Origin of the sequence: Micromonospora polyrhachis (assembly GCF_014203835.1) — a bacterium.
GTDB lineage: Bacteria > Actinomycetota > Actinomycetes > Mycobacteriales > Micromonosporaceae > Micromonospora_H > Micromonospora_H polyrhachis.
In genome coordinates this window covers 6,575,811-6,598,564 of record NZ_JACHJW010000001.1, presented here as the reverse complement: position 1 = coordinate 6,598,564, position 22,754 = coordinate 6,575,811, and the positions used below count along the sequence as shown (strand labels likewise).

Here is a 22,754-nt window from a genome sequence, read left to right as displayed (position 1 = left end):
TGGTCCTCGGACCACGCCGTGGGGATCACGGGCCGAGCACACCCGGCGACCCCGGCCACCCACGACGGTAGACCGGCGATCCGGCCACCCACGACGGTAGACCGGCGACCCCGGTCACGGTGCACCGACGACGAGCCCGGGAAGTCGTACGGTGAAGAGGGTGTGCCCCGGCCGGCTGGCGACCGTGACCGTGCCCCGGTGCGCCTCCACGATGGCCGCCACGATCGCCAGGCCGAGGCCGGTGCTACCGGCGGCTCGCGATCGTGAGGTGTCCCCCCGGCTGAACCGTTCGAAGACCTCCCCCTGCAACTCGGCGGGGATACCTGGCCCGTCGTCGCCGACGGTGATCTCGACCGTTCCGTCACCGGGTGCCGACAGGCCGGTCGTGACGGTGGTGCCGGGTGGGGTGTGGGTCCGGGCGTTGGTCAGCAGGTTCGCCAGGATCTGGGGTAGCCGGACCGGGTCGCCGTCGATCCGCAGCGGCTCGGCGGGCAGGTCCAGCCGCCACCGGTGCTCCGGCCCGGCGACGTGGGCGTCGCTGACCGCCTCGACCGCCAGCGCCGACAGGTCGACCGACTCGGTGGCCAGGGGCCGTCCCGAGTCCAGCCGGGCGAGCAGCAGCAGGTCGTCGACCAGCCGGGTCATCCGGGCGCTCGCCGACTCCACCCCGCGCAACGCGTGGGCGACGTCGGCCGGCACCGGCTCCCGGCCCCGACGGGCGAGTTCGGCATAGCCGTGGATCGCGGCCAACGGCGTACGCAACTCGTGGCTGGCATCCGCGACGAACTGACGTACCCGGGTCTCGCTGGCCTGGCGGGCGGTGAGCGCGGCGGCGACGTGCCCGAGCATCCGGTTGAGCGCCGCACCGACCTGGCCGATCTCCGTACGCTGGTCGGTGTCGGTGGCCGGCACCCGGACCCGCAGCGCCACCTCTCCCCGGTCCAGCGGCAGTTCGGCGACCCGGCTGGCGGTGGCCGCCACCCGACGTAGCGGTCGCAGGGAGCCCCGGACGATCAACGCTCCCGCCGTACCGGCGACCAGCAACCCGGCACCGGCTATCCCTGCCTGGAACGCGACCATCCACCAGACGGTGCGCTGTACCTCGGCCATCGGCAGACCGGTGACGAAGACGTCGCCGGCCGGCGTCCGGCGGGCGACCAGCCGGTACTCCCCCAGTTCACCGAGGTCTCGGGATCGGGGTCGACCGTCGGTCGGTAACGCCAGCAGCGTGGACCGTTGCTCCATCGGCACCGGCCGCTGTTCGACGGCTTCGTCCGGCTGGAAGGTGGCGGCCCAGACGAGCTGCCCGCCCTCCATTTTGGCGGTGAGCGTTCCGGCGGCCTGTCCCCGGAAGAACGCGTCCTGACCGGGGGCCGGTCGTCCGGGTGGCCCGCCCGCCCGGGTGGCCGCCGTACCGAGACGTTGATCAAGCTGGTCGACCAGGAACTGGTGTAGCGCCACCGTGGTGACCACGCCGATCGCCACGCACACGGCGGCGAGCAGCGCCAGCACCGCCGCCACCAGTCGGGCGCGCAGCGACCGGCCCGCCAGCCACCTGCGGGCCGGGCCGAACTGCCGTAACCACCACCGCCGGATCGCACCCACCGGTGCTGGCCGGACCGTGTCCTCCGGCCGCGGCCACCAGCGCCGGCCGGGCTGCGGTGCCCGGTCCGCCGTCGCAGGGGCGGCCCCCCGGTCGCCGGATCGGCCGTCAGTCGGCGGGCTTGAGGACATACCCCGCACCGCGCAGCGTATGGATCATCGGCTCCCGGCCAGCGTCGACCTTCTTGCGCAGATAGGAGATGTACAGTTCGACCACGTTGGCCTGGCCGCCAAAGTCGTAGTTCCACACCCGATCCAGGATGTGCGCCTTGCTCAGTACCCGCCGGGGGTTGCGCATCAGGAACCGCAGCAGCTCGAACTCGGTCGCGGTCAGCGAGATCAGCTGCCCGCCCCGGCGTACCTCGTGGCTGTCCTCGTCCAGGGTCAGGTCGCCGACCACCAGCACCGCCTCCTCCCGGGCAGCTACCGCCACCCCGGAGCGCCGCATCAGGGCTCGGAGTCGGGCCACCACCTCCTCCAGGCTGAACGGTTTGGTCACGTAGTCGTCGCCGCCGACGGTCAGCCCGGCAATCCGGTCCTCGACCGCGTCCCGGGCGGTAAGAAACAGGATCGGCACGTCGGGAAGATGCCCGCGCAGCCGCCGAAGCACCTCGAACCCGTCCAGGTCGGGCAGCATGACGTCGAGTATGACGACGTCCGGCTGGAACTGTCTCGCCACCCGCACCGCGTCGGTGCCGGTGTTCGCGCCCTGCACCTGCCAGCCCTCGTAGCGCAGCGCCATGGCGAGTAGGTCGGTCAACGTCGTCTCGTCGTCGACCACCAGCACCCGTACCGGCTCACCGTCGGGTCGGCGTAACTCGACCTGGCCGCCGGTGTTTCGTGGATCGGTGCCCATGACCTGCATGATGCCGTTCCTGGCTGGGTCTGTCCTCAGGGCGGTCTGTGTGTCACCTGTGCGATCGCCATGACCGCCCCGAGGCCAGCCGGGCACCGACGTACCCGTGCCTGCCAAAGGCTGGACACCCCAGCCCGCCAGCGGCCGTCGTCACAGCTGACTCACAGGTTCACCACACCGCCGGTACAGGCGTTGCCGCGAGGCTGGCGGAGCCACGGGTAGCGACGGGAGTGACGTATGCGGACGGCACGATGGGCGTACCAGGGAACACCGGTACGGGTCACGGTCACCGATCCGACGACCATGATCGGTGCCCGGAGACTGGTGATGGCCGAGCTTGCGAAGATCAACCGGGTCTGCGGTCGAGGCCGGTCCGACACCGAACTGGCCCAGGTGCACCGGGCAACGGGACAGCCGACGCCGGTCAGTCCACCGCTCGGTGGCCTGATGTCGGCCGCACTCTCCGCCGCCGAGTTGACCGACGGGGACGTCGACCCGACCATCGGAGCGGCGCTGTTGCGGCTGCGGCTGCGTCGGCCGTGGCTCTCCGGCGGTGACGCGGCCTCGACCGACCGTGCCCTCCCTGCCGGCAGTGCGCACGCGCCCGGCCCGACCGATCTGCCCCGCCCGGCCGCCCCAGCCGACACTGCGCGGCCAGCCGGCCCGGTAGCCGGCTGGCGGAGCGTGATCCTGCACGAGGGGTGTCTGACGGTGCCGCCAGCCGTGGTGCTCGATCTGGGGGCGATCGTGCCGGCGTACGCCGCCCAACGCTGCGCGGATCTGCTCATCTCCCGGTACGACGGCGGTGCGCTGGTCGGCGTCGGCCGATGCGCGGCCACCGCCGGCGCCATCCCCGCTGACGGTTGGCCGGTCTCTGTCGACACCGAACGGATCATGTTGGCTGGTGGGGCGTTGGCGACCTCCTCCGGTCTGGACCGCAACCCGCCCGGCTTCGGCATCGTCGATCCGCGTACCGGACTGCCACCGGCCCCGTTGTGGGCGGGCGTGTCGGTGGCGGCGGCAACCTGCGTCGCCGCGAAGGCGCTGAGCATGGCGGCGGTGCTACGTGGCTACGACGCCGTGTCGTGGCTGGAGTCGCTCGGCGTGGCAGCTCGTCTGGTCACCGTGGACGGCATCCGCAAGTCGGTCGGCGCCGGGCTGGAACGGCCGGGCCTCTGGCCGGCCTGGCACCCGGCATCGACGCTCACCCCGGTCCGGCGGCGTCACTCCTGAAGCGGTCACCTCCGGACACCGGCGTGGCCAGGAACTCGACGATCTTCTCGGTCAACTCCACCGGAGCATCCTCGGCCATGTGGTGTCCGCTCTCCACCGGTGCGCCCCGCACGTCCTCGGCCCAGTTCCGCCACACCGCCACGACATCGCCGTACAGCTGCTGCATGTCGTCCCGGGTGGACCAGAGCACGAGGGTAGGGCAGCCGATCCGTCTGCCGGCGGCGCGATCGGCGTCGTCGGCGGCCCGATCCACGCCGAGCCCCGCCCGGTAATCCTCCAGCATCGCGTGCACGGTGGCCGGATCATGGATCGCGGCCCGATAGTCAGCATGGTTCTCCGCCCCCATCCGGCCGGGGTCACCGCCGTACCAGGCGTCCGGATCGGTCAGGATGGCCCGTTCCGGTTTCTCCGGCTGGGCGAAGAAGAACCAGTGCCACCAGGCCGTGGCGAAGGTGGCATCGGCGCGGGCCAGCGCCTCACCGATCGGCACGCTGTCCATGACGACGAGCTGGGTGACCGCGTCGGGTGTGTCGAGCGCCAGCCGGGTCGCCACGTAGCTGCCCCGGTCGTGACCGACCACGGCGAACCGCTCGTACCCGAGCTGGCGCATCAGTCGCAGGACGTCACCAGCCATCGCCCGTTTGGCGTAGGGGGCATGATCACTGGTGGTGGGTGGCTTGGTCGACTGCCCATAGCCCCGCAGGTCCGGACACACCACCGAGTGTCCGGCGGCGGCCAGCAGCGGCGCGACCCGGTGCCACGTGGTGTGGGTACGCGGATGCCCGTGCAGCAGCACCACCGGCGGACCCGCTCCCCCGCTACGGACCCGCACCCGGACCGCGCCGACGTCCACCATGGCTTCCTGGAACCCCTCGAACATGCGAATGGTCTGCCCACCCAGGACCGACAGCCAAACCTCGGTGATGTCACGACCGGGCGCCGTACGAGCGGGCTGGCGTAGTGCGACTGATCACTCTGGAACGGCTGGACCTCAAGTCAACTTGAGGTCATACGGTCGGCCCCATGAGCGCGACAAACATCGACGAAAGAGGTCCGCGAGGCCGAGATCAGAGCGATCAGCCAGGTGGTTGCCGCGGTCGAACACAGCCAGAACAACGAGCTACCTGACGAGTTCGTCGGCCCGTTCCGGGCCGACACGATCTGGACGACCGGCCACCACTGTTCGTCCTGACGAAGGAGGACGGGCAGTGGCGGCTGACCGCGTGCCAGAACACCGGGGTGCTCGGCGATGGGTGAGCCCCGCCCCTTATTGCATAAGAGTGGCAAATGAGTAAACCTTGCAGTGTCATCTCCCAGGCCGAAAGGGTCCGAACGTGAGCACCTACACCCTGCCCGACCTGCCCTACGACTACGCGGCACTGGAGCCGCACGTCAACGGACAGATCCTCGAGCTGCACCACGACAAACACCACGCCGCATACGTCAAGGGCGCCAACGACACCCTCGACCGCATCGCGGAGGCCCGCGACAAGGGCGACCTGACCGGCATCGTGGGACTGGAGAAGACACTCGCCTTCAACCTCTCCGGGCACGTGCTGCACTCGCTCTACTGGCAGAACATGTCGCCGGACGGCGGCGGGCGGCCCGAGGGCGACCTGGCCGAGGCGATCATCGAGTACTTCGGCTCGTTCGAGGCGTTCCACGCCCAGATGTCGGCGGCCACCACCCTGGTGCAGGGTTCCGGCTGGGGCGTGCTGTCCTACGAGCCGGTCGGCGGCCGGCTCATCGTCGAGCAGGTCTACGACCACCACGGCAATGTCGGCATCGGCTCGGTGCCGCTGCTCGCCTTCGACGCCTGGGAGCACGCCTACTACCTGCAGTACCGCAACGTCCGGCCGGACTTCGTCAAGGCCATGTGGGAGGTCGTGAACTGGCCGGACGTGGCGGCCCGGTACGCCGCGGCAACCACCGCCCGCAAGGGCTGACCCGTCCGCCGCCGGCTACCCGCCGACGGACGGGCCGGTATCGGGTACGGGCTACGGCTGGAAGCGGTAGCCCATACCCGGCTCGGTCAGCAGGTGCCGGGGCCGGGCCGGGTCGGCCTCCAGTTTTCGCCGCAACTGGGCCATGTACTGCCGTAGATAGTTCGTCTCGGACTGGTACTGCGGGCCCCACACGTCGTGCAGCAACTGACGCTGACTCACCAGCCGGCCCGGGTTACGGACCAGGATCTCCAGCAGGTGCCACTCGGTCGGGGTCAGCCGGAGCTCGGTGCCGTCGTCGGCGCGTACGACGTGCGCCGCCAGATCGACCGTGTGCCGTCCGACGACGACGGCGGGCACCGCCTCCCCCGCCCCCGTGGTGCGTCGGGTCACCGCGCGCACCCGGGCCAGCAGTTCGTCCACCCCGAACGGCTTGGTGACGTAGTCGTCGGCCCCGGCATCGAGCGCGGCGACCTTGTCCTGACTGCCGGCCCGGCCGGAGAGCACGATGATCGGGACGTTGGTCCACCCCCGCAATCCCCGGATCACCTCGACCCCGTCCATGTCGGGCAGACCCAGGTCCAGAACCACCAGGTCCGGATGGTGACTGGCGGCCAGCCGCAACGCGGCGGCACCGTCGGCGGCCACAGCCACGTCGTAGCGGCGGGCGCGCAGGTTGATCCGCAACGCGCGCAGGATCTGCGGTTCGTCGTCGACCACGAGCACCCGGGTCACCGACTCTCTCCTTCCGCCGAGGGCAGACTGAGCACCAGCGTCAGTCCACCGCCGGGCGTATCCTCCGGCACCAGGCTGCCGCCCATCGCCTCGGCGAGCCCTCGGGACAGGGCCAGTCCGAGCCCCACACCGGCATGGTTGTCGCGGTCACCGTAGCGCTGGAAGGGCAGGAAGACCTGTTCCCACTCCTCGTGCGGGATGCCCGGCCCCTGGTCCACCACCCGCAGCTCAACCTGTCCGCCGTGTTCGCTGGCGGTGACCAGGGGCGGCCGGTCCGACGGACTGAACCGCAGGGCATTGGCCACCACATTGACCAACACCCGTTCCAGCAGCCCCGGGTCGGCCAACACCGCCGGCAGGTGGGCGGGAAGTCGTACCCGGACCTGCCGGGCCGGCTCACCCAACTCGTCCAGCGCCGGTGGTACGGCGTCCTCCAGCCCGATCGGCGTCAGCGACAGGCCCAGCACCCCCGCCTGCAACCGGCTCATGTCCAACAGGTTTGCCACCAGCTGCCCCAGTCGGTCCAACGACTCCTCGGCCGTGGCCAGTAGTTCGTCCCGATCGGCCTCGTCGAACTCGACCTCCACGCTGCGCAGACTGGTCACCGCCGCCTTGGCGGAGGCCAGCGGGGTACGCAGGTCGTGGCTGACCGCCGCCAGCAGGGCGGTACGCATCCGGTCGGCCTCCGCCAACGGCCGAACCGCTGCCGCTTCCTCACTGAGTCGCTCCTGCCGCAGCGCCACCGCCGCCTGCGCGGCGAACGCCTCGACGATGCGTCGATCGGCGGCGTCCAGCAGCCGCCCACTGAGCACCAACGAAAGGTTTTCGTCGACCCGTACGTCGACGTCGCCAGCGGCCGGGGTGGCGCACGGTTGCGGGCCGACGCTGGCGGCGATCCGCCAGGCATTGGGGTCACGTTGCAGGTCCGGGCCGGGCGGTGCGTCCGGCAGCCGTTCCAGCAGGGCCACCGTACGCAGGGTGAACGTCTCCCGCAGCCGTTCCAGCAGCGCGGTCAGCGGTCGGGCACCCCGCAGCACCCCACCCGCGACGGTGGCCAGGGTCTGCGCGTCGGCGCTGGCCCGAGCCGCCTCCCGGGTCCGCCGGGCGGCCAGGTCCACCACCGCGCTCACCGCCGCCGCGACGACGAGGAAGACCGCGAGCGCGAGCAGGTTCTCCCGCTGCGCGATGGTGAAGTCGCGGGTGGGCGGGGTGAAGAAGTAGTTGATGAGCAGGGAGCCGACCACTGCCGCCAGCAGTGCCGGCCACAGCCCGCCCACCAGCGCCACTCCCACGACCCCGGCGAGGAACACCAGGATCTCGCTGGTCAGGGAGAGGCCGTCCTCGAGGAGGAGCCCCCCGTACGTGAGTAGTGGCATGCCCACCGCGGCCAGGGCGAACCCGGCCAGGCGGCGGCGGCGCGACAGCGCGCTGCCGACCGAGACCTGTCGTCGTCCGCGCCCGATCTGCTCATGCGTGACCAGGTGGACGTCGATCGACCCGGATCGCGCGGTGGTGGTCACCCCGACCCCGGGTGAGAGGAACTGCGCGAACCGGCCCCGGCGGCTGGCCCCCAGCACGATCTGGGTGGCATTGACTCCCCGGGCGAAGTCGAGCAACGCCGCGGGAATGTCGTTGCCTGCCACCTGGTGGTAGGTGCCGCCCAGGCTCTCCACCAGTACCCGCTGCCGGGCCAACTGGGCCGGGTCCGCGCCGACCAGCCCGTCGCTTCGGGCAACGTGTACGGCCAGCAGGTCGGCCCCCTTGCTGCGGGCCGCCACCCGGGCGGCCCGGCGGACCAACGTCTCCCCCTCGGGGCCGCCGGTGAGCGCCACCACCACGCGCTCGCGCGCCTCCCAGGTGGCCCCGATGTCGTGGTCGGTACGGTAGCGGCCCAGCTGTTCGTCTACCTTGTCGGCCAACCAGAGCAGGGACAGCTCGCGCAGAGCAGTGAGGTTGCCGATCCGGAAGTAGTTGCCGAGCGCGGCGTCGATCTTGTCGGGACGGTAGATGTTGCCGTGCGCCATTCGGCGACGTAACGCCTCCGGCGTCATGTCGACCAGTTCGACCTGCTCTGCCCGGCGGACGATCTCGTCCGGTACGGTCTCCCGCTGCTTCGCCCCGGTGATCTGCTCCACCACGTCGTTGAGCGACTCCAGGTGCTGGATGTTGACCGTGGACAACACGGTGATGCCGGCCTCCAGCAACTCCTGCACGTCCTGCCAGCGCTTGAGGTTGCTGGAGCCCGGGACGTTGGTGTGGGCCAACTCGTCGACGATGGCGACCTCGGGGCGTCGCTCCAGGAGCGCGGCCAGGTCCATCTCGGCGAACTCCACGCCCCGGTAGCTCATCGTCCGCCGGGGTAGCACCTCCAGGTCACCGATCATGGCCGCGGTGGCCTGCCGGCCGTGGGGCTCCACGAACCCCACGACCACGTCCGTTCCCCGCTCGGCTCGTCGGTGCGCCTCCTCCAGCATCGCGTAGGTCTTGCCCACCCCGGGGGCCGCCCCGAGGTAGATCCGCAACTGGCCACGTGCCACGTGTCGATCCTGCCCTCGCATGTGAGGAAGGGCCCCTTCCTATCGTTTTCTGTATAACAAGGGGCCCTTCCTAACGCCTCAACGCCTCAGCGGCGGACCGGCAGGTCCCGGTCCAGGGCGAGGTTGAGCCCCAACACGTCGACCACCGGCTCCCCCAGGAAGCCCAACTGACGGCCGGAGGTGTACGCGTCGACCAGCCGCTGCACCGTGGCGACGTCGGTGGCCCGCTCCCGGGCCACCCGGGCCACCTGGAGCCGGGCGTACGCCGGACTGATGTGCGGGTCGAGCCCGCTGCCGCTGGCGGTGACCGCGTCGGCCGGCACCGCCGGCTCGGTCGGCGCGTCACCCCGTACCGGGGTGACCAGGCCACCTCGGTAGTCCTCGCCGGGCCGGGCGCACTCGACGGTGGTCCCGGCGTAGGTCGCCAGGAACGGCGTCACCGGGCAGGCCTGGTTGACGCTGACCACCCGGATCACCGGCCCGGTCAGCCCGTCCCGGCGGTAGACGGACAGGACCGCGCCAACCCCGTCGTCGGTGCAGTACGGCCGGCGCCCGTCCACGCCGTCCCGTTCACCGATCGCGCGGCTGCGGGCGCAGACCTGGGTGAGCAGGCTCTGCGACGCCTCCTCCGGATCGTCGGAGAGGGTGTCCACCACGCTCTCCGGGCCGAGGTTGCTGGCGCTGGTGGAGGTCGGGTCGTAGCCGTCCCCGGCGGCCGAGGGGCGGCTCTGGAAGTAGGCCGGCAGCGGATTGCCGTCGGCGTCGGTGAACGACTGTCCGATGATCCGACTGCCGATCACCTTGCCCCCGCCGTCGCGAACGAGCGAGCCGTCGGTCCGGTCGGACAGGCCGGGTAGCCGGCCGACGGCCACCATGGCCAGCGGGTAGACCAACCCGAGCAGGACGGTGAGGACCAGGACCGCGCGTAGCGCGGCGAGGTGCTGGGAGAACCAGGCTGGTAGACGCATCACGAGATCCCTGGGATGAACTGGATGAGAAGGTCGATCAGTTTGATGCCGACGAACGGGGCGACGATGCCGCCCAGGCCGTAGATCCACAGGTTGCGGCGCAGTAGGGCCGCCGCGCTGCTCGGCCGGTAGCGCACTCCACGTAGCGCCAGTGGTACGAGCGCCACGATGATGATCGCGTTGAAGATGACCGCGGACAGGATCGCGGATTCGGGGCTGGACAGCCGCATGATGTTGAGCGTGTCCAGGCTCGGGTAGACGGTGGCGAACATCGCCGGGATGATCGCGAAGTACTTGGCGATGTCGTTGGCGATGGAGAACGTGGTCAGCGCGCCCCGGGTGATGAGTAGTTGCTTGCCGATCTCGACGATCTCGATCAGCTTGGTCGGGTCGGAGTCCAGGTCCACCATGTTGCCGGCTTCCTTGGCCGCCGACGTACCGGTGTTCATCGCCACCCCGACGTCGGCCTGGGCCAGCGCGGGTGCGTCGTTGGTGCCGTCGCCGGTCATCGCGACCAGCCGGCCGCCCTCCTGCTCCCGCCGGATCAGGGCGAGCTTGTCCTCCGGTGTCGCCTCGGCCAGGAAGTCGTCCACCCCGGCCTCGTCGGCGATGGCCTTCGCGGTACGGGGATTGTCACCGGTGATCATGACGGTCCGGATGCCCATCCGGCGCATCTCGTCGAAGCGTTCCCGCATCCCGCTCTTGACCACGTCCTTGAGGTGGATGACCCCGAGGGCGCAGGCCGGGCTGCCCTCGAAACACTCGGCGACCACCAGTGGGGTGCCGCCGCCACCACTGATAGCGTCGACGATCTGCCCGACGGTGTCCGAGGGGTGGCCGCCGTTGTCGCGGACCCACTTCATCACGGCGGTGGCCGCACCCTTGCGGATCTGCCGTACCCCGCCGTCGACCCCCTCGGCGCCCAGGTCCACGCCACTCATCCGGGTCTGCGCGGTGAACGGTACGAAGGTGGCGTGCGGGACCACGCCCTCCTCGCGGGCCCGCAGGCCGTACTCGTTCTTGGCCAGTACGACCACCGAGCGGCCCTCGGAGGTCTCGTCGGCGAGGCTGGCCAACTGGGCGGCGTCGGCCACCTCCGCCGGGGTCACACCCTCGACGGGCAGGAACTCGGCGGCCTGCCGGTTGCCCAGGGTGATGGTGCCGGTCTTGTCCAGCAGCAGGGTGTCCACGTCGCCGGCCGCCTCGACGGCCCGGCCGCTCATCGCCAGCACGTTGCGCTGGACCAGACGGTCCATTCCGGCGATTCCGATCGCCGACAGCAGCGCGCCGATGGTGGTGGGGATCAGACAGACCAGCAGCGAGGCGAGCACGATACCGGTGACCCCGTCGCCGGTGATCGCGGCGCTGTCCGGGGCGGCGGCCTGGTAGTCCTTGGCGAAGATGGCCAGCGGCTGGAGGGTCACCACCGCCAGCAGGAAGATCAGGGTGAGCGCGGCGAGCAGGATGTTCAGCGCGATCTCGTTGGGTGTCTTCTGCCGATTGGCCCCCTCGACCAGGCTGATCATCCGGTCGACGAAACTCTCCCCCGGCTTCTGGGTGATCTTTACGATGATCCGGTCGGAGAGCACGCGGGTGCCGCCGGTGACCGCGCTGCGGTCACCACCGGACTCGCGGATCACCGGTGCCGACTCGCCGGTGATCGCCGACTCGTCCACACTGGCGATGCCCTCGACGACGTCCCCGTCGCCCGGGATCACGCCGCCGGCCTCGATCAGCACGATGTCGTCGGGCATCAACTCCGGGGCGGCGACCGCCTCCTCCCGGTACTGCGCCGGCCGGGCACCCGGGGTCCAGCCCACGAGCCGGGTGGCGATGGTGTCCTTGCGGGCCTGCCGCAGGGTGGCCGCCTGCGCCTTGCCGCGGCCCTCGGCAACCGCCTCGGCGAGGTTGGCGAACACGACGGTCAGCCACAACCAGATGGTGATCGCCCAGGCGAAGAGGTTGGGGTCGACGACGGCGAGCACCGTGGTGAGCGCCGCGCCGATCTCGACGATCAGCATCACCGGGTTGCGCCACAGCGTGACGGGGTTGAGTTTGCGTAACGCGTCGGGCAGCGAGCGGATCATCTGCCGGGGGTCCAGCAGGCCGCCGCCGATCCGCCGACCCGGTTCACCGGCGGACGGGCGGGTACCCGTTCGTCCGGCCGGTGGCTGCTCGTCCACCGGGGCGGGCGGTGCAGGGGTGACAGTCATCTTCTCTTTCCTCAGCAGGTCTCTCACAGGCCCTCGGCCAGCGGGCCGAGAGCGAGCGCGGGTAGGAAGGTCAGCGCCACCAACACCACGGTCACACCGACGACCATGCCGACGAAGAGCGGCCGGTGGGTCGGCAACGTGCCGTCGGTTTCGGGTACGGGCCGCTGCCGGGCCAGTGATCCGGCGAGCGCGAGCACCAGGACGATCGGCAGGAAGCGGCCGAGCAGCATGCACAGCCCGAGCGCGGTGTCCCACCAGAGGGTGTTGACGGTGATCCCGGCGAAGGCCGAGCCGTTGTTGTTGCTGGCGGAGGTGAACGCGTAGAGCACCTCGGAGAGCCCGTGTGGCCCGACGTTGAGCGCGGTGGAGCTGTTGCCGGTGGCGAACGCGGCGGCGGTACCGGCCAGCACCAGGGTCGGGGTGACCAGGAAGTACAGCGAGGCGAGCTTGATCTCCCTGGCCCCGATCTTCTTGCCCAGGTACTCGGGGGTGCGTCCGACCATCAGACCGGCGACGAAGACGGTGATCACGGCGAGGACCAGCAGGCCGTACAGCCCGGCCCCGACCCCGCCCGGGGCGACCTCGCCCAGCATCATGTTGACCAGCGGCATCATGCCGCCGAGCGCGGTGTAGGAGTCGTGGAACGAGTTGACCGCGCCGGTCGAAGTCAACGTGGTGACCGCGGCGAAGGTCGCCGAGTTCGACACGCCGAACCGGGACTCCTTGCCCTCCATCGCCGCACCCACCGCCTCCGGCACGGTGCCGTGGCCGGTCAGCTCGAACACGTTGGTGAGGGCGATACTGGCCACCGCCAGGACCGCCATCACGGCCACGATGGCGTAACCCTGCCGGTTCTGCCCGACCATCCGGCCGAACAGCCGCGGCATGCTGAACGGGATGACGAGGATCAGGAACATCTCCAGCCAGTTGGTCCAGGCGGTGGGGTTCTCGAACGGATGGGAGCTGTTGGCGTTGTAGAAGCCACCACCGTTGGTACCCAACAGCTTGATCACCTCTTGGCTGGCCACCGGGCCGCCGGTGACCGTCTGGGTCCCGCCGACCAGCGTGGAGACCTCCGTACCGCTGGAGAGGTTCTGCACCACGCCACCGATCATCAGCGCGATGGCGCCGAGCACCGAGATGGGCAGCAGGATCCGCAGGGTGATCCGCACCAGATCCACCCAGAAGTTGCCCAGCTGCTCGGTGCGGCTCCGGGCGAAGCCCCGGACCAGGGCGACCGCCACCGCGATGCCCACCGCCGCCGAGACGAAGTTCTGCACCGCCAGCCCGGCCATCTGCACCAGATGGCCCATGGTCGACTCACCGGAGTACGCCTGCCAGTTGGTGTTGGCGACGAACGAGACGGCGGTGTTCCAGGCGACGTGGTCGGTGACCGGGTCGAGCCCCAGGGACAGCCAGAGCTTGTCCTGGAGCCGCATCAGACCGTAGAGGAACAGCAGGGAGAGGACCGAGAAGGCCAACAGGCTACGGGCGTACCGGCCCCAGGACTGTTCTGTGGCCGGGTCCACCCCCACCACCCGGTAGATGCCCCGCTCGACCCGCGAGTGGGCGGTGGCGGAGACCACCCGGAACATGTAGTCGCCCAGCGGGCGGTAGACCGCCACCAGGGCGGCGCCGAGCGTGACGATGAAGATCACGCCCGCGGTCGTCGTAGTCATCTAGAAACGCTCCGGAAACAGCAGGGCGACCACCAGGAAGACGGCCAACCCGGCCGCCACGATCAAGCCGATGAGATTGACCGCGTTCACAGTCGCTCCACCGCCCGCACGAGCAGGGTGAGGGCCGCGAACAGTCCCACTGTCAGCAGCACGAACACGACGTCGAGCACCGAACGTCTCCTCCACAACAGGTCGACCACGGCCACAACCGGCCGCGTCAGACCATGCAAACGTCCCTGGCCAGCTCCGATAACCCCTCCTGACGGTCCCGCTACGGCCGGGTCCTGGTTCTTGACGCCGTCTTGACACCAGGTTCGGGGGCCGTGCCGGCTCAGGGCTGTGCCGTTTCCGGCGTGGCTCAGCGATCGGATTGCGAGGATCGGTACGGGCAGCAAGTGCCCGGGAGGCGACCGACGATGAAGTCATGGCTGGCGCGATGGCGCGGCTGGTGGGAGTGGGGGCCGTTGGTCGGCCTCGGCATTGTGGTCGTCGCCGGTGGGGTGCTCTGGTTCACCGGCCCACGATGGAGCGCCGAACTGCTCTGGGCTGCCGCGACGGTCGGCACGCTGCTGCCGACCGCATACACGGTGATCCGCTCGTTGTTTCACCGGCACTTCGGGGTCGACGTGATCGCAGCGCTGGCACTCCTGGGGGCCCTCGTCATCGGCGAGTACCTGGCCGGTGCGGTGATCGCGCTGATGCTGGCGACCGGCCGGGCCCTGGAGGAGTACGCCCAGCGTAGGGCGACGCGCGACCTGCACGAACTGCTCAGCCGGGCACCCCGTACGGCGAAACGACGGACTGCGGGCGGCGGGGTCGAGGTGGTCGACCTGGAGGCGGTCCGCCCCGGGGACCGGCTGCTGGTGGGCCCGGGCGAGGTGGTGGCGGTCGACGGCCGCACCGAGGAGGCCGCGTCGATCGACGAGTCGGTGGTGACCGGCGAGTCCCGGCCGGTCGAACTCGGGCCGGACCGGCCGGTGGCCAGTGGTGTGGTCAACGCCGGGGCGGCGTTCGGCATGCGGGCCACGGAGACGGCAGCCCACAGCACCTACGCCGGGATCGTCCGGCTGGCGCAGGAGGCCACCGCCCGGAAGGCACCGGTGGTCCGGCTCGCCGACCGGTACGCGGCGGCCTTCGTACCGTTCACGCTGATCGTCGCCGGCTTGGGCTGGGCGGTATCCGGCTCGTTCGGCCGGGCCGTGGCGGTACTGGTGGTGGCGACCCCGTGCCCCCTGCTGCTGGCCACCCCGATCGCGATCGTCTCCGGTGTGTCCCGAGCTGCCCGCCGGGGCGTACTGGTCCGGGACGGCGGCTCACTGGAGGTGCTGGGGCGGGCCCGTACGCTCTTGGTCGACAAGACCGGCACCCTGACCGAGGGCCGCCCGGCGACGGCGGAGACGGTGGCGGCACCCGGGCGGAGCCCGGACGAGGTGCTCCGGTTGGCGGCGTCGGTCGAGCAGCTGTCCCAGCACGTGCTGGCCACCGCGATCGTCCGGGAGGCCGCTGCCCGCCAGCTGAAACTGGCGATTCCCGAGGAGGTGACCGAGGAGCCCGGATGGGGGGTCAGCGGACGGGTCGAGGGTCGCCGCGTACGGGTCGGCCAGGTGAGCGCCGAGTTGCCCGGCTGGGCTGAGCAGACGCGACAGCGGGCAGACCGGGAAGGCATGTCGGCGGTATGGGTCGACGTCGAGGGTGAGGTGGCCGGTGTGCTGCTGCTCCGCGACCCGGTACGCCCCGACGCGGTGCCCACCATCGACCGGCTGCGGCAGGCCGGGTTCACCCGGATCCTGATGCTCACCGGGGACCAGCCACCGGTGGCCGAGCGGGTCGCCCGGATCGTCCGGGTCGACGAGGTCGTACCGCTGTGCCGCCCCGAGGACAAGGTCGAACGGGTACGGGCCGAGTCGGAGCACGCCGTGACGGTGATGGTGGGCGACGGCATCAACGATGCTCCGGCGCTGGCCGCCGCCGACGTCGGAGTGGCGATCGGTGCGAGCGGGGCGACCGCCTCGGCGGAGGTCGCCGACGCGGTACTGACCGTTGACCGGTTGGATCGGCTCGCCGAAACCGTGGAGATCGCCCGGTACGCCCGGCGGATCGCCGTGCAGAGCGCGACGGGCGGGATGGGGCTGGCCGTCATCGCCATGATCGTGGCGGCGGCCGGCGCGCTTCCCCCGGTCGCCGGGGCGTTCCTCCAGGAGGGGATCGACGTCGCGGTCATCCTCAACGCCCTGCGCGCGTTGTCCGGCGGAGTACGCGCCCAGCCGACCGTCCCGCATCAGCCCGGATAGCGGACCACCGGGACGGGCGGGCATCAGCGGGGACCGGGGCGGCGGTCCCAAGACCGTTCGGGCGATGGCCTTCCATAGTGGAGGACCGACCCCGACCTAGGTTGTCGGTGCGGTTCCGATCTTCGGTGGTCGGGCCTCGTACGGTGTGGAAAGCACGACGGTGGTGCGGGTGGTCACGTTGGCCGCGGTACGAATCTCCTGCAGCACCCGTTCCAGGTCGGCTGGCCCGGCCACCCGGATCAACAGAAGGTAGAAGTCCTCCCCCGCTACCGAGTAGCACGAGTCGATCTCGGGGAGGTGGGCCAGCCGTTCCGGGGCGTCGTCGGGCTGGGACGGGTCGAACGGCCGGATCGCCACGAACGCGGTCAGGGGCAGTTCCAGGGCTTCGTACGAGACCTTGGCCGTGTATCCCTTGATGACTCCGCGTTGTTCCAGCCGGCGCACCCGTTGATGCACCGCAGACACCGACAAACCCACCTTTTCCGCAAGATCTGTATAGGAAAGGCGGCCGTCCGCGGTCAGCGCGGCGATGATAGCCCGATCGATGTCCTCCACAGGCAGGAACCTACACGCAGTAACTGAGTTTCGGGGCGGTGCCGATCGCGCGTCGAGTCGTTCATCACCGCGCGAGGGAACGGGAAATGACCATTCGCTGGATCTGATTGGTCCCCTCGACGATCTGAAGCACCTTCGCCTCTCGCATGAACCGTTCTACCGGATGATCGGCGACGTAGCCGGCACCTCCCAGGACCTGCACCGCGTCGGTGGTCACCCGCATCGCCATGTCGGAGGCGAACAACTTGGCCTTCGCCGCCTCGATCGAGTAGGGCCGGCCGGCGTCGCGCAGCCGGGCCGCGGTCAGCGTCAGTGCCCGGGCGGCGGACACCTGGGTGGCCATGTCGGCGAGGAGAAAACCCAACCCCTGAAAGTCGATGATGGAACGTCCAAACTGCTCCCGTTCCCGGGCATAGCTCACCGCGTAGTCCAGTGCCGCCTGGGCCAACCCGACGGCGCAGGCGGCGATTCCGAGCCGGCCGGAATCCAGCGCGGTCATGGCAATGGTGAATCCGACACCCTCCGTGCCGATCAGCCGGTCGGCCGGTATCCGCGCGTCGTCGAAGGCGATTTGCGCCACCGGCGACGACCGCAGGCCCATCGTCCGTTCCGGCGTCTGAGGCAGGATGCCCGGAGTGCCCCGATCGGCGAGCAGGCAGGAAATACCGGACGCTCCCGAACTACCGGTACGGCAGAAGACGTTGTAGAAGTCGGCGATGGTGGCATGGGTGATCCACGCCTTGGTGCCGGACACGACGAATTCGTCGCCGTCCCGTCGAGCCCGAGTCGCCAGGGCCGCCGCGTCGGACCCGCCCTGCGGCTCGGACAGGCAGTAGGCCCCCAGCAGTTCGCCGCCAATCATCTCGGGCAGCCGTTCCCGCAGTTGCTCGCTGCCATAGGTGGCGACCGGATAGACCGACAAGGTGTGCACGCTGACCGCCTCGGCAACCGCCAGCCACCGGCTCGCCAGGATCTCCAGCACCTGCAGGTAGACCTCGTACGGCTGGGCGGCACCGCCGTACTCCTCGGGATAGGGCAGCCCGAGCAGCCCGGCCCGGCCGAGGGTACGGAGCACCTCACGGGGGAATTCGCCCCGGGTCTCGAACTCCGCCACCCGGGGGGCGAGTTCCCGGTCGGCGAGTTCCGTGGTGAGGGCGAGCAGGTCGTATGCCTCGTCGGTAGGCAGGATCCGGTCGACAGTCATAGCGGGGTGAGCTCCGTGGGGGTGAGGTTGAGCCGTTCCACGCCGTCCGGGGTACAGACGACGATGTCCTCGATGCGGGCCCCGTGTCGGCCCGCCAGGTATATGCCCGGCTCGACGGAGAACGTCATCCCCGGTTCCAGTGGGCGAGTGGCACCAGCCACGATGTACGGCTCCTCGTGAGTGTCCATGCCGATGCCGTGCCCGGTACGGTGCAGGAACTGCGACCCATAGCCGGCCTCCGTGATGATCTCCCGAGCGGCGGCGTCCACCGTCTGGGGGGTGACCCCGGGACCTACCGCGGCTACCGCGGCCCGCTGTGCCACGTGCAGGACTTCGTAGTATTCGAGGAACTCGCTGGGCGGCCGACCGCCGGTGGCATAGGTGCGGGTGGAGTCCGAGCAGTAGCCGGACGGCATGGTCCCGCCGATGTCGACCACCACGGGGTCGCCGGGCTCGATCAGCCGGTCCGAAGGCTCGTGGTGCGGACTGGCCGCGTTCGGCCCGGATGCCACGATGACGAAGTCGACGCTGGCATGGCCGGCGTCCCGGATGCCTACCGCGATGTCCGCCGCGACCTGTGCCTCGGTGCGGCCGGGCCGCAGCCATTCGCCCATCCGGGCGTGTACCGCGTCGATCGCCGCACCGGCCGCCCGGAGTGCTGCCACCTCGGCCAGGGACTTACGGATCCGCAGCTCGCGCAGGGTCTCACCGGCCAGTCGCTGGATCACTCCGGGCAGCGCCGTACGCAACGCGAGGACCTGCTCGGCCCACATCCGGTCACCCAGCCCGATCGCGCCAACCGGGCCGCCGAGGGCCTTCACCACCAACGGGTACGGATCCGTACCGTCGACGTGGTCGACGATGCGTACGCCGGCCCGGGACGCGGGAGACGCCTCGGCGGCGGGACGCTCCAGTGCTGGCACGATCAGCGTCGGTTCACCCTCGGCGGGCAGTACAAGGCAGGTGAGCCGTTCCAACGCGTGAGCGTGGTATCCGGTCAGGTAACGCAGGTCGGAGCCGGGCGGGATGAGCAACGCGTCGAGCCCTGCCTCGGCGGCGGCCTGCTGGGCGGCGGCCAGCCGGTGCGGCGGGAAAAGATCGTCAACATCCACCCGATCAGCTTAACGGTCGTTCGGGTCGGTTACGAACAGCCTCGCCTCGGCGTCCGGTTCATGCCCGATTGCCCCCATGATCGACACTGGTCGGTGTCCGGATCCGTGGAATGACCCCCCACCCCCAGGCGTTGAACCCACCGACGCCCGGAGCAGCACCCCCCACCTCCGGCCTCCCCGGACAGCCTCCCGGACAGCCCCCAGGCGACCAACAGGTCCGCCCCCCGGCACCCGGAGCCCGGCACCCCGGCCCCGGCGGAAATAGCCGCCGGCCCACAGTCGTTACACCCCCGGGACACCCAAGGAAGACGCACAGCGAACCAGGGTTTCCCCCTTCCTACTTACTTCCTTTCCTTTGTTCGCGGCACCCCACACCCCCACGTGACGCGCGTGCCGCACACCCCCGGAACGAAAGGAACCACCCATCATGAACACCACCACCATGCGCAAGACCGCCCTCGGCATCGCCGGCCTCGCCTTCACCGGCGGCCTCGCCGCCGCCCCCTTCACCACCACCCCCGCCCACGCCGACACCGGCAAGCCGGCCGCCAAGGTGCAGCACGACAAGCGCGACAGCGGTAAGGCCAAGGAACTCGACCTCAAGTACGAAGCCCAAACCAACTTCTACTACTGCGGCCCCGCCGCCACCCGAAACGCGTTGAGCGCCTCCGGCCACCACATCAACCAAGACGAAGCCGCCAAGCAACTCGGCACCACCGAAGACGGCACCAACTCCGCCGAAGACACCACCCGCGTCCTCAACAAGGTCGTCGGCGGCAACAAGTACAAAACCATCGCCATCCCCGACCGGTCAGCCGACGACAAGCAGACCAACAAACTCGCCGACGACATCCGCAAGGCAGTCGACAACGGCCGCGCCGTCGTCGCCAACATCGCCGGCACCGCCACCGACACAGAAGGCGGCACCCACTCCTTCCAAGGCGGCCACTACATCTCCGTCACCGGCTACACCGACAACGGCAACAAGGTGAAAATCGCAGACTCCGCCAACCCCAACACCGCCAGCTACTGGATGACCACCGACAACCTCGCCGACTGGATCGCCACCCGCGGCTACTCCGCCTGATCCAGACACACAAGCAACACAACGAAGGGCCAGCCCACACCGGGCTGGCCCTTCGTCGTCGTCTGAGCGGACGACGGGATTCGAACCCGCGACCCTCACCTTGGCAAGGTGATGCGCTACCAGCTGCGCTACGTCCGCTTGTCATCCAGGTTTCTCCCCGATGACCGGCAAGAACCGTAGCACTCTGATCGCAGCAGCCACTCAGTGGTACGACCGGAACGTCTGGCATCGATCGCGTTCCAGCTACGTCACGCCACCATCCGCTGCTCATCCAGTTCGGTCAGCCGTACGGTGCACAGGCCGCCACGTTCGGACTTGACGTCGGTCACCTTGAGCTGCGTACCGGGAGCGAGAATGAACTCCTCCTCACCCGTGAAGGCGGAGAAGTCGCGGATGCTGACCGCGCGAACGGGGCGTACCTCGAAGAGCGTCCGCTTGCCGCGACGGCCGAGGAACGCCTCGGCCACGCCCAACTTCGACGTACACGAGGACACGCCCCACCAGGTCACGGTCTCGCCGAGCGGATACTGCGCCCGCAGATCCAGCGACACCCCGCGCCACAGCGGCCCGGTACGGGCTGGCAGCCGGGACACGGCCGAGAACAGAAGTCGCAGGTACGGGAGATAGGGAACGATCCTGGTGCGATCCGGATTGCGCAGGGTGGCATTGATCTGCCGGTAGAACGCCGATTCACAGGTGTACAGGTAGAGAGCCGCGACCTCGTCGGCGGACAACCCGCTGGTCACGCTGTCCGTCTGCCGCTTGCCGAACTCGTGCGATCGCACCACGTGCCAGTCGAGATTCGACAGCAGTTTGGCGGCCGGGGCGACGGCTTCCCGGAAGTCCATGAGTGGGGTGTCGAAGACGCCGGTGATGGCGGGGAGAGCCAGACCCTCGTCCTTGACGCTGGCCAGCCGGTCCAGGTAGAGCTTGTGCAGCTCCATGGTGGAGGCGATGAACGCCCCCATGCGGTCGGCTGTGGCCGCGTCCGTACCGCCCTGAACGGCCGCGAGCTTGTCCCACCCCTTGCTGGGCAACCAGTCGATTTCGTCGGCTCCGAGCGCTCGGAGCGCCGCGTTCACTGTGGCGAAGTGGTCCCCGTCGCAGAAGATGTCCCCCTGCGCTGCGGGGTTCGGGTGGTCGATGTGCCGGACCTCCACCCCGGGGTACTTCTTCTGGAGCCGGAGCACGACGCTCTTGAGCGTACGGGCGTGGGCTCCCCACCACGCGAACACCACGCCCCGGTCCTGCTCGTCGGCGTTCTGCTTGGCCCGCAGGATCTCCTCGACGAGCTTCTCGACGACCGGCCGCCAGAACGCGGTGTGCTGGTCGGTGGCCATCACACCGTCACTGCTGGCGGTGAGCGAAGCGTTGAGCAGCAGCACACCCTGCGCGAGCATCGCCTGGAACCACTCCGGTGGCTGGACGGTGTCGTGCTCTTTGAGCAGTGCGCGAATGTCGGCGATCGGCGTCTTCTTGGGTATCCCGTGCTTCCACATCGCCGCGGCCTTGATGATGCAGCGGATGCTAATGACCTTGCCGAACTGGCTGTCCGCCCAGTCGTGGAAGGTGTTGTCGAACATCGCGATGCCGGTGGCGCTCTCCGGCCGTGGGTACGGGTTCTGCCCGAAGACGACGACCTTCCATTTGTGTGGCGGGTTGGGCTTGAGCGCCTGGAAGGTCAGTTCGCGGACGGGGACGATCTTCGGGCTGCGGGCAGGGCCGATGAAGGTGTGTGCTGTCGGCTGTGCCTCGATGGCCGGCTTCAACAGCGGCAGCCACGGCTCGCCGCCACCGGAGAAAAGTTCGGCGAGACCCAGCTGGTCGTCCGGGTCGAGTGGCGGTGGGACGTGGGTGTCGCTCATCGTGGGCTCCGGAGAGGCGAACCGTGCCGGCGACGGCACGAGTGGCAGGGGCTGTCGTTATAGCACCGGGCTCGGACATCCACCTGATCGATCGCGTCGCCTCCTTCGGCATCCTGCTTGTCGGTGCCGCCCGGTACCTTCCTGGGCGCTGGAGACAATCCGTTCCCCGACCCGGAGTGAGCTATGACCATCGAACCCGTACAGCCGCCGCTCAGAGTGGTGTTGACCGACGTCAACGCAAAGGTGGTGCAGGCGTGGCGGTCGGCGTTCGCCGACAGCCCGGACGTCGAGATCGTCAAGGGGTCGATCCTCGTCCAGCGGGTCGATGCCTGGGTCAGTCCGACCAACTCCCGTGGACGGATGGACGGCGGGGTCGACGCCGTCATCAAACGACACCTCGGACCGGGAATCCAACTGCGTGTCCAGCGCGCGATCCGGGACCGGTTCGGAGAAGCCCTGCCGGTCGGAAGTGCCGTGTGCGTAACCTCCGGCGCCGCCAACCCGAAGTTCCTGATCTCGACCCCGACGATGGAAGAGTCCGTAGCGGACGTGCGCGAAACACTGAACGTGGCACTGGCCTGCGCTGCGGCCTTCCAGGCCATCCACCTGCAGAACGAACGGCAGCCAGGCAGCATCAGGTCGGTGGCGCTGGTCGGCATGGGCGCGGCGACCGGCCGGGTGCCGGCCCAGGTCTGCGCCAATCTGATGTGGGCCGCGCACACCCTCTTCCACGACTACCGCTTCCAGGACTACGACGACCTGCGGGAGACGATCTGCGCGCAGCTCAACGACATCGAGAGCCGCCCGGCGGACGAGCGGGTACGGATTACGCCCCCCGCACCGTCGGGCCCGCGCCGCTGACGAGTAACGCGAT

18 protein-coding genes and 1 tRNA gene are annotated in these 22,754 nt (G+C 69.8%); 5 read left to right on the top strand and 14 right to left on the bottom strand.

Going from position 1 to position 22,754, the window contains the following annotated elements:
- Positions 1-114 precede the first annotated feature (114 nt).
- Positions 115-1,551 carry a sensor histidine kinase gene (locus FHR38_RS29120; protein ID WP_246447931.1) on the bottom strand — a complete coding sequence of 479 codons (1,437 nt, stop codon included), beginning with the start codon at positions 1,549-1,551 and terminating at the stop codon, positions 115-117.
- A 160-nt stretch (positions 1,552-1,711) separates the two neighbouring features.
- Positions 1,712-2,458, bottom strand: coding sequence for a response regulator transcription factor (locus tag FHR38_RS29115; RefSeq protein ID WP_184538208.1), 747 nt, complete (start codon positions 2,456-2,458; stop codon positions 1,712-1,714).
- Positions 2,459-2,695: 237 nt separating this feature from the next.
- On the opposite strand from FHR38_RS29115, the gene FHR38_RS29110 reads away from it, so the two are divergent.
- Entirely contained in the window at positions 2,696-3,691 is a 996-nt protein-coding gene (locus FHR38_RS29110; RefSeq protein WP_184538206.1) for an FAD:protein FMN transferase, read from the top strand.
- On the opposite strand, the gene FHR38_RS29105 is transcribed toward FHR38_RS29110, so the two are convergent.
- Complete coding sequence (locus FHR38_RS29105; protein ID WP_184538205.1) at positions 3,663-4,571, bottom strand: alpha/beta fold hydrolase; 909 nt, start codon at positions 4,569-4,571, stop codon at positions 3,663-3,665. The two genes, FHR38_RS29110 and FHR38_RS29105, sit on opposite strands and share 29 nt — an antisense overlap.
- Positions 4,572-5,025: 454 nt before the next feature.
- Here FHR38_RS29105 and FHR38_RS29100 point away from each other — a divergent pair, with 454 nt between their 5' ends.
- Positions 5,026-5,637: a superoxide dismutase gene (locus FHR38_RS29100; protein WP_184538203.1), complete on the top strand. Its 612-nt coding sequence runs from the start codon at positions 5,026-5,028 to the stop codon at positions 5,635-5,637.
- A 51-nt stretch (positions 5,638-5,688) separates the two neighbouring features.
- On the opposite strand, the gene FHR38_RS29095 is transcribed toward FHR38_RS29100, so the two are convergent.
- The 6 genes from FHR38_RS29095 to kdpF form a co-directional block, all read right to left on the bottom strand.
- A complete protein-coding gene (locus FHR38_RS29095; RefSeq protein WP_184538201.1) occupies positions 5,689-6,369 on the bottom strand; it encodes a response regulator in 681 nt (226 codons plus the stop codon).
- Complete coding sequence (locus FHR38_RS29090; RefSeq protein ID WP_184538199.1) at positions 6,366-8,906, bottom strand: sensor histidine kinase; 2,541 nt, start codon at positions 8,904-8,906, stop codon at positions 6,366-6,368. The genes FHR38_RS29095 and FHR38_RS29090 overlap by 4 nt, the downstream gene beginning before the upstream one ends.
- An 86-nt stretch (positions 8,907-8,992) precedes the next feature.
- Positions 8,993-9,874, bottom strand: coding sequence for a potassium-transporting ATPase subunit C (locus tag FHR38_RS29085; RefSeq protein WP_184538197.1), 882 nt, complete (start codon positions 9,872-9,874; stop codon positions 8,993-8,995).
- Positions 9,874-12,087, bottom strand: coding sequence for a potassium-transporting ATPase subunit KdpB (gene kdpB / locus FHR38_RS29080; RefSeq protein ID WP_184538194.1), 2,214 nt, complete (start codon positions 12,085-12,087; stop codon positions 9,874-9,876). The genes FHR38_RS29085 and kdpB overlap by 1 nt, the downstream gene beginning before the upstream one ends.
- A gap of 23 nt (positions 12,088-12,110) precedes the next feature.
- On the bottom strand, positions 12,111-13,766 hold the full coding sequence (kdpA, locus tag FHR38_RS29075) for a potassium-transporting ATPase subunit KdpA (protein WP_184538192.1): 1,656 nt from the start codon (positions 13,764-13,766) through the stop codon (positions 12,111-12,113).
- A complete protein-coding gene (gene kdpF / locus FHR38_RS32635) occupies positions 13,767-13,856 on the bottom strand; it encodes a K(+)-transporting ATPase subunit F (RefSeq protein ID WP_184538190.1) in 90 nt (29 codons plus the stop codon).
- Between the two features lie 326 nt (positions 13,857-14,182).
- Here kdpF and FHR38_RS29065 point away from each other — a divergent pair, with 326 nt between their 5' ends.
- Positions 14,183-16,057, top strand: coding sequence for a heavy metal translocating P-type ATPase (locus FHR38_RS29065; protein ID WP_184538188.1), 1,875 nt, complete (start codon positions 14,183-14,185; stop codon positions 16,055-16,057).
- 96 nt (positions 16,058-16,153) lie between these two features.
- Here the strand turns inward: FHR38_RS29065 and FHR38_RS29060 are convergent, their stop codons facing one another.
- From FHR38_RS29060 to FHR38_RS29050, 3 genes are all read right to left on the bottom strand, one after another.
- Positions 16,154-16,612 carry an Lrp/AsnC family transcriptional regulator gene (locus FHR38_RS29060; protein ID WP_184538186.1) on the bottom strand — a complete coding sequence of 153 codons (459 nt, stop codon included), beginning with the start codon at positions 16,610-16,612 and terminating at the stop codon, positions 16,154-16,156.
- Between the two features lie 64 nt (positions 16,613-16,676).
- A complete protein-coding gene (locus FHR38_RS29055; RefSeq protein ID WP_184538184.1) occupies positions 16,677-17,816 on the bottom strand; it encodes an acyl-CoA dehydrogenase family protein in 1,140 nt (379 codons plus the stop codon).
- Entirely contained in the window at positions 17,813-18,928 is a 1,116-nt protein-coding gene (locus tag FHR38_RS29050; protein WP_184538182.1) for a M24 family metallopeptidase, read from the bottom strand. Before FHR38_RS29050 ends, FHR38_RS29055 begins: the two co-directional genes overlap by 4 nt.
- A gap of 427 nt (positions 18,929-19,355) precedes the next feature.
- On the opposite strand from FHR38_RS29050, the gene FHR38_RS29045 reads away from it, so the two are divergent.
- Positions 19,356-20,015: a C39 family peptidase gene (locus FHR38_RS29045; RefSeq protein ID WP_184538180.1), complete on the top strand. Its 660-nt coding sequence runs from the start codon at positions 19,356-19,358 to the stop codon at positions 20,013-20,015.
- Between the two features lie 65 nt (positions 20,016-20,080).
- On the opposite strand, the gene FHR38_RS29040 is transcribed toward FHR38_RS29045, so the two are convergent.
- Positions 20,081-20,153 (bottom strand) — tRNA-Gly (locus tag FHR38_RS29040).
- A gap of 110 nt (positions 20,154-20,263) precedes the next feature.
- Complete coding sequence (locus FHR38_RS29035; RefSeq protein WP_184538178.1) at positions 20,264-21,880, bottom strand: ADP-ribosyltransferase domain-containing protein; 1,617 nt, start codon at positions 21,878-21,880, stop codon at positions 20,264-20,266.
- A 183-nt stretch (positions 21,881-22,063) separates the two neighbouring features.
- Between FHR38_RS29035 and FHR38_RS29030 the strand changes: the two genes are divergently transcribed.
- Positions 22,064-22,741: a macro domain-containing protein gene (locus tag FHR38_RS29030; RefSeq protein ID WP_184538176.1), complete on the top strand. Its 678-nt coding sequence runs from the start codon at positions 22,064-22,066 to the stop codon at positions 22,739-22,741.
- The last annotated feature ends 13 nt before the right edge of the window (positions 22,742-22,754 follow it).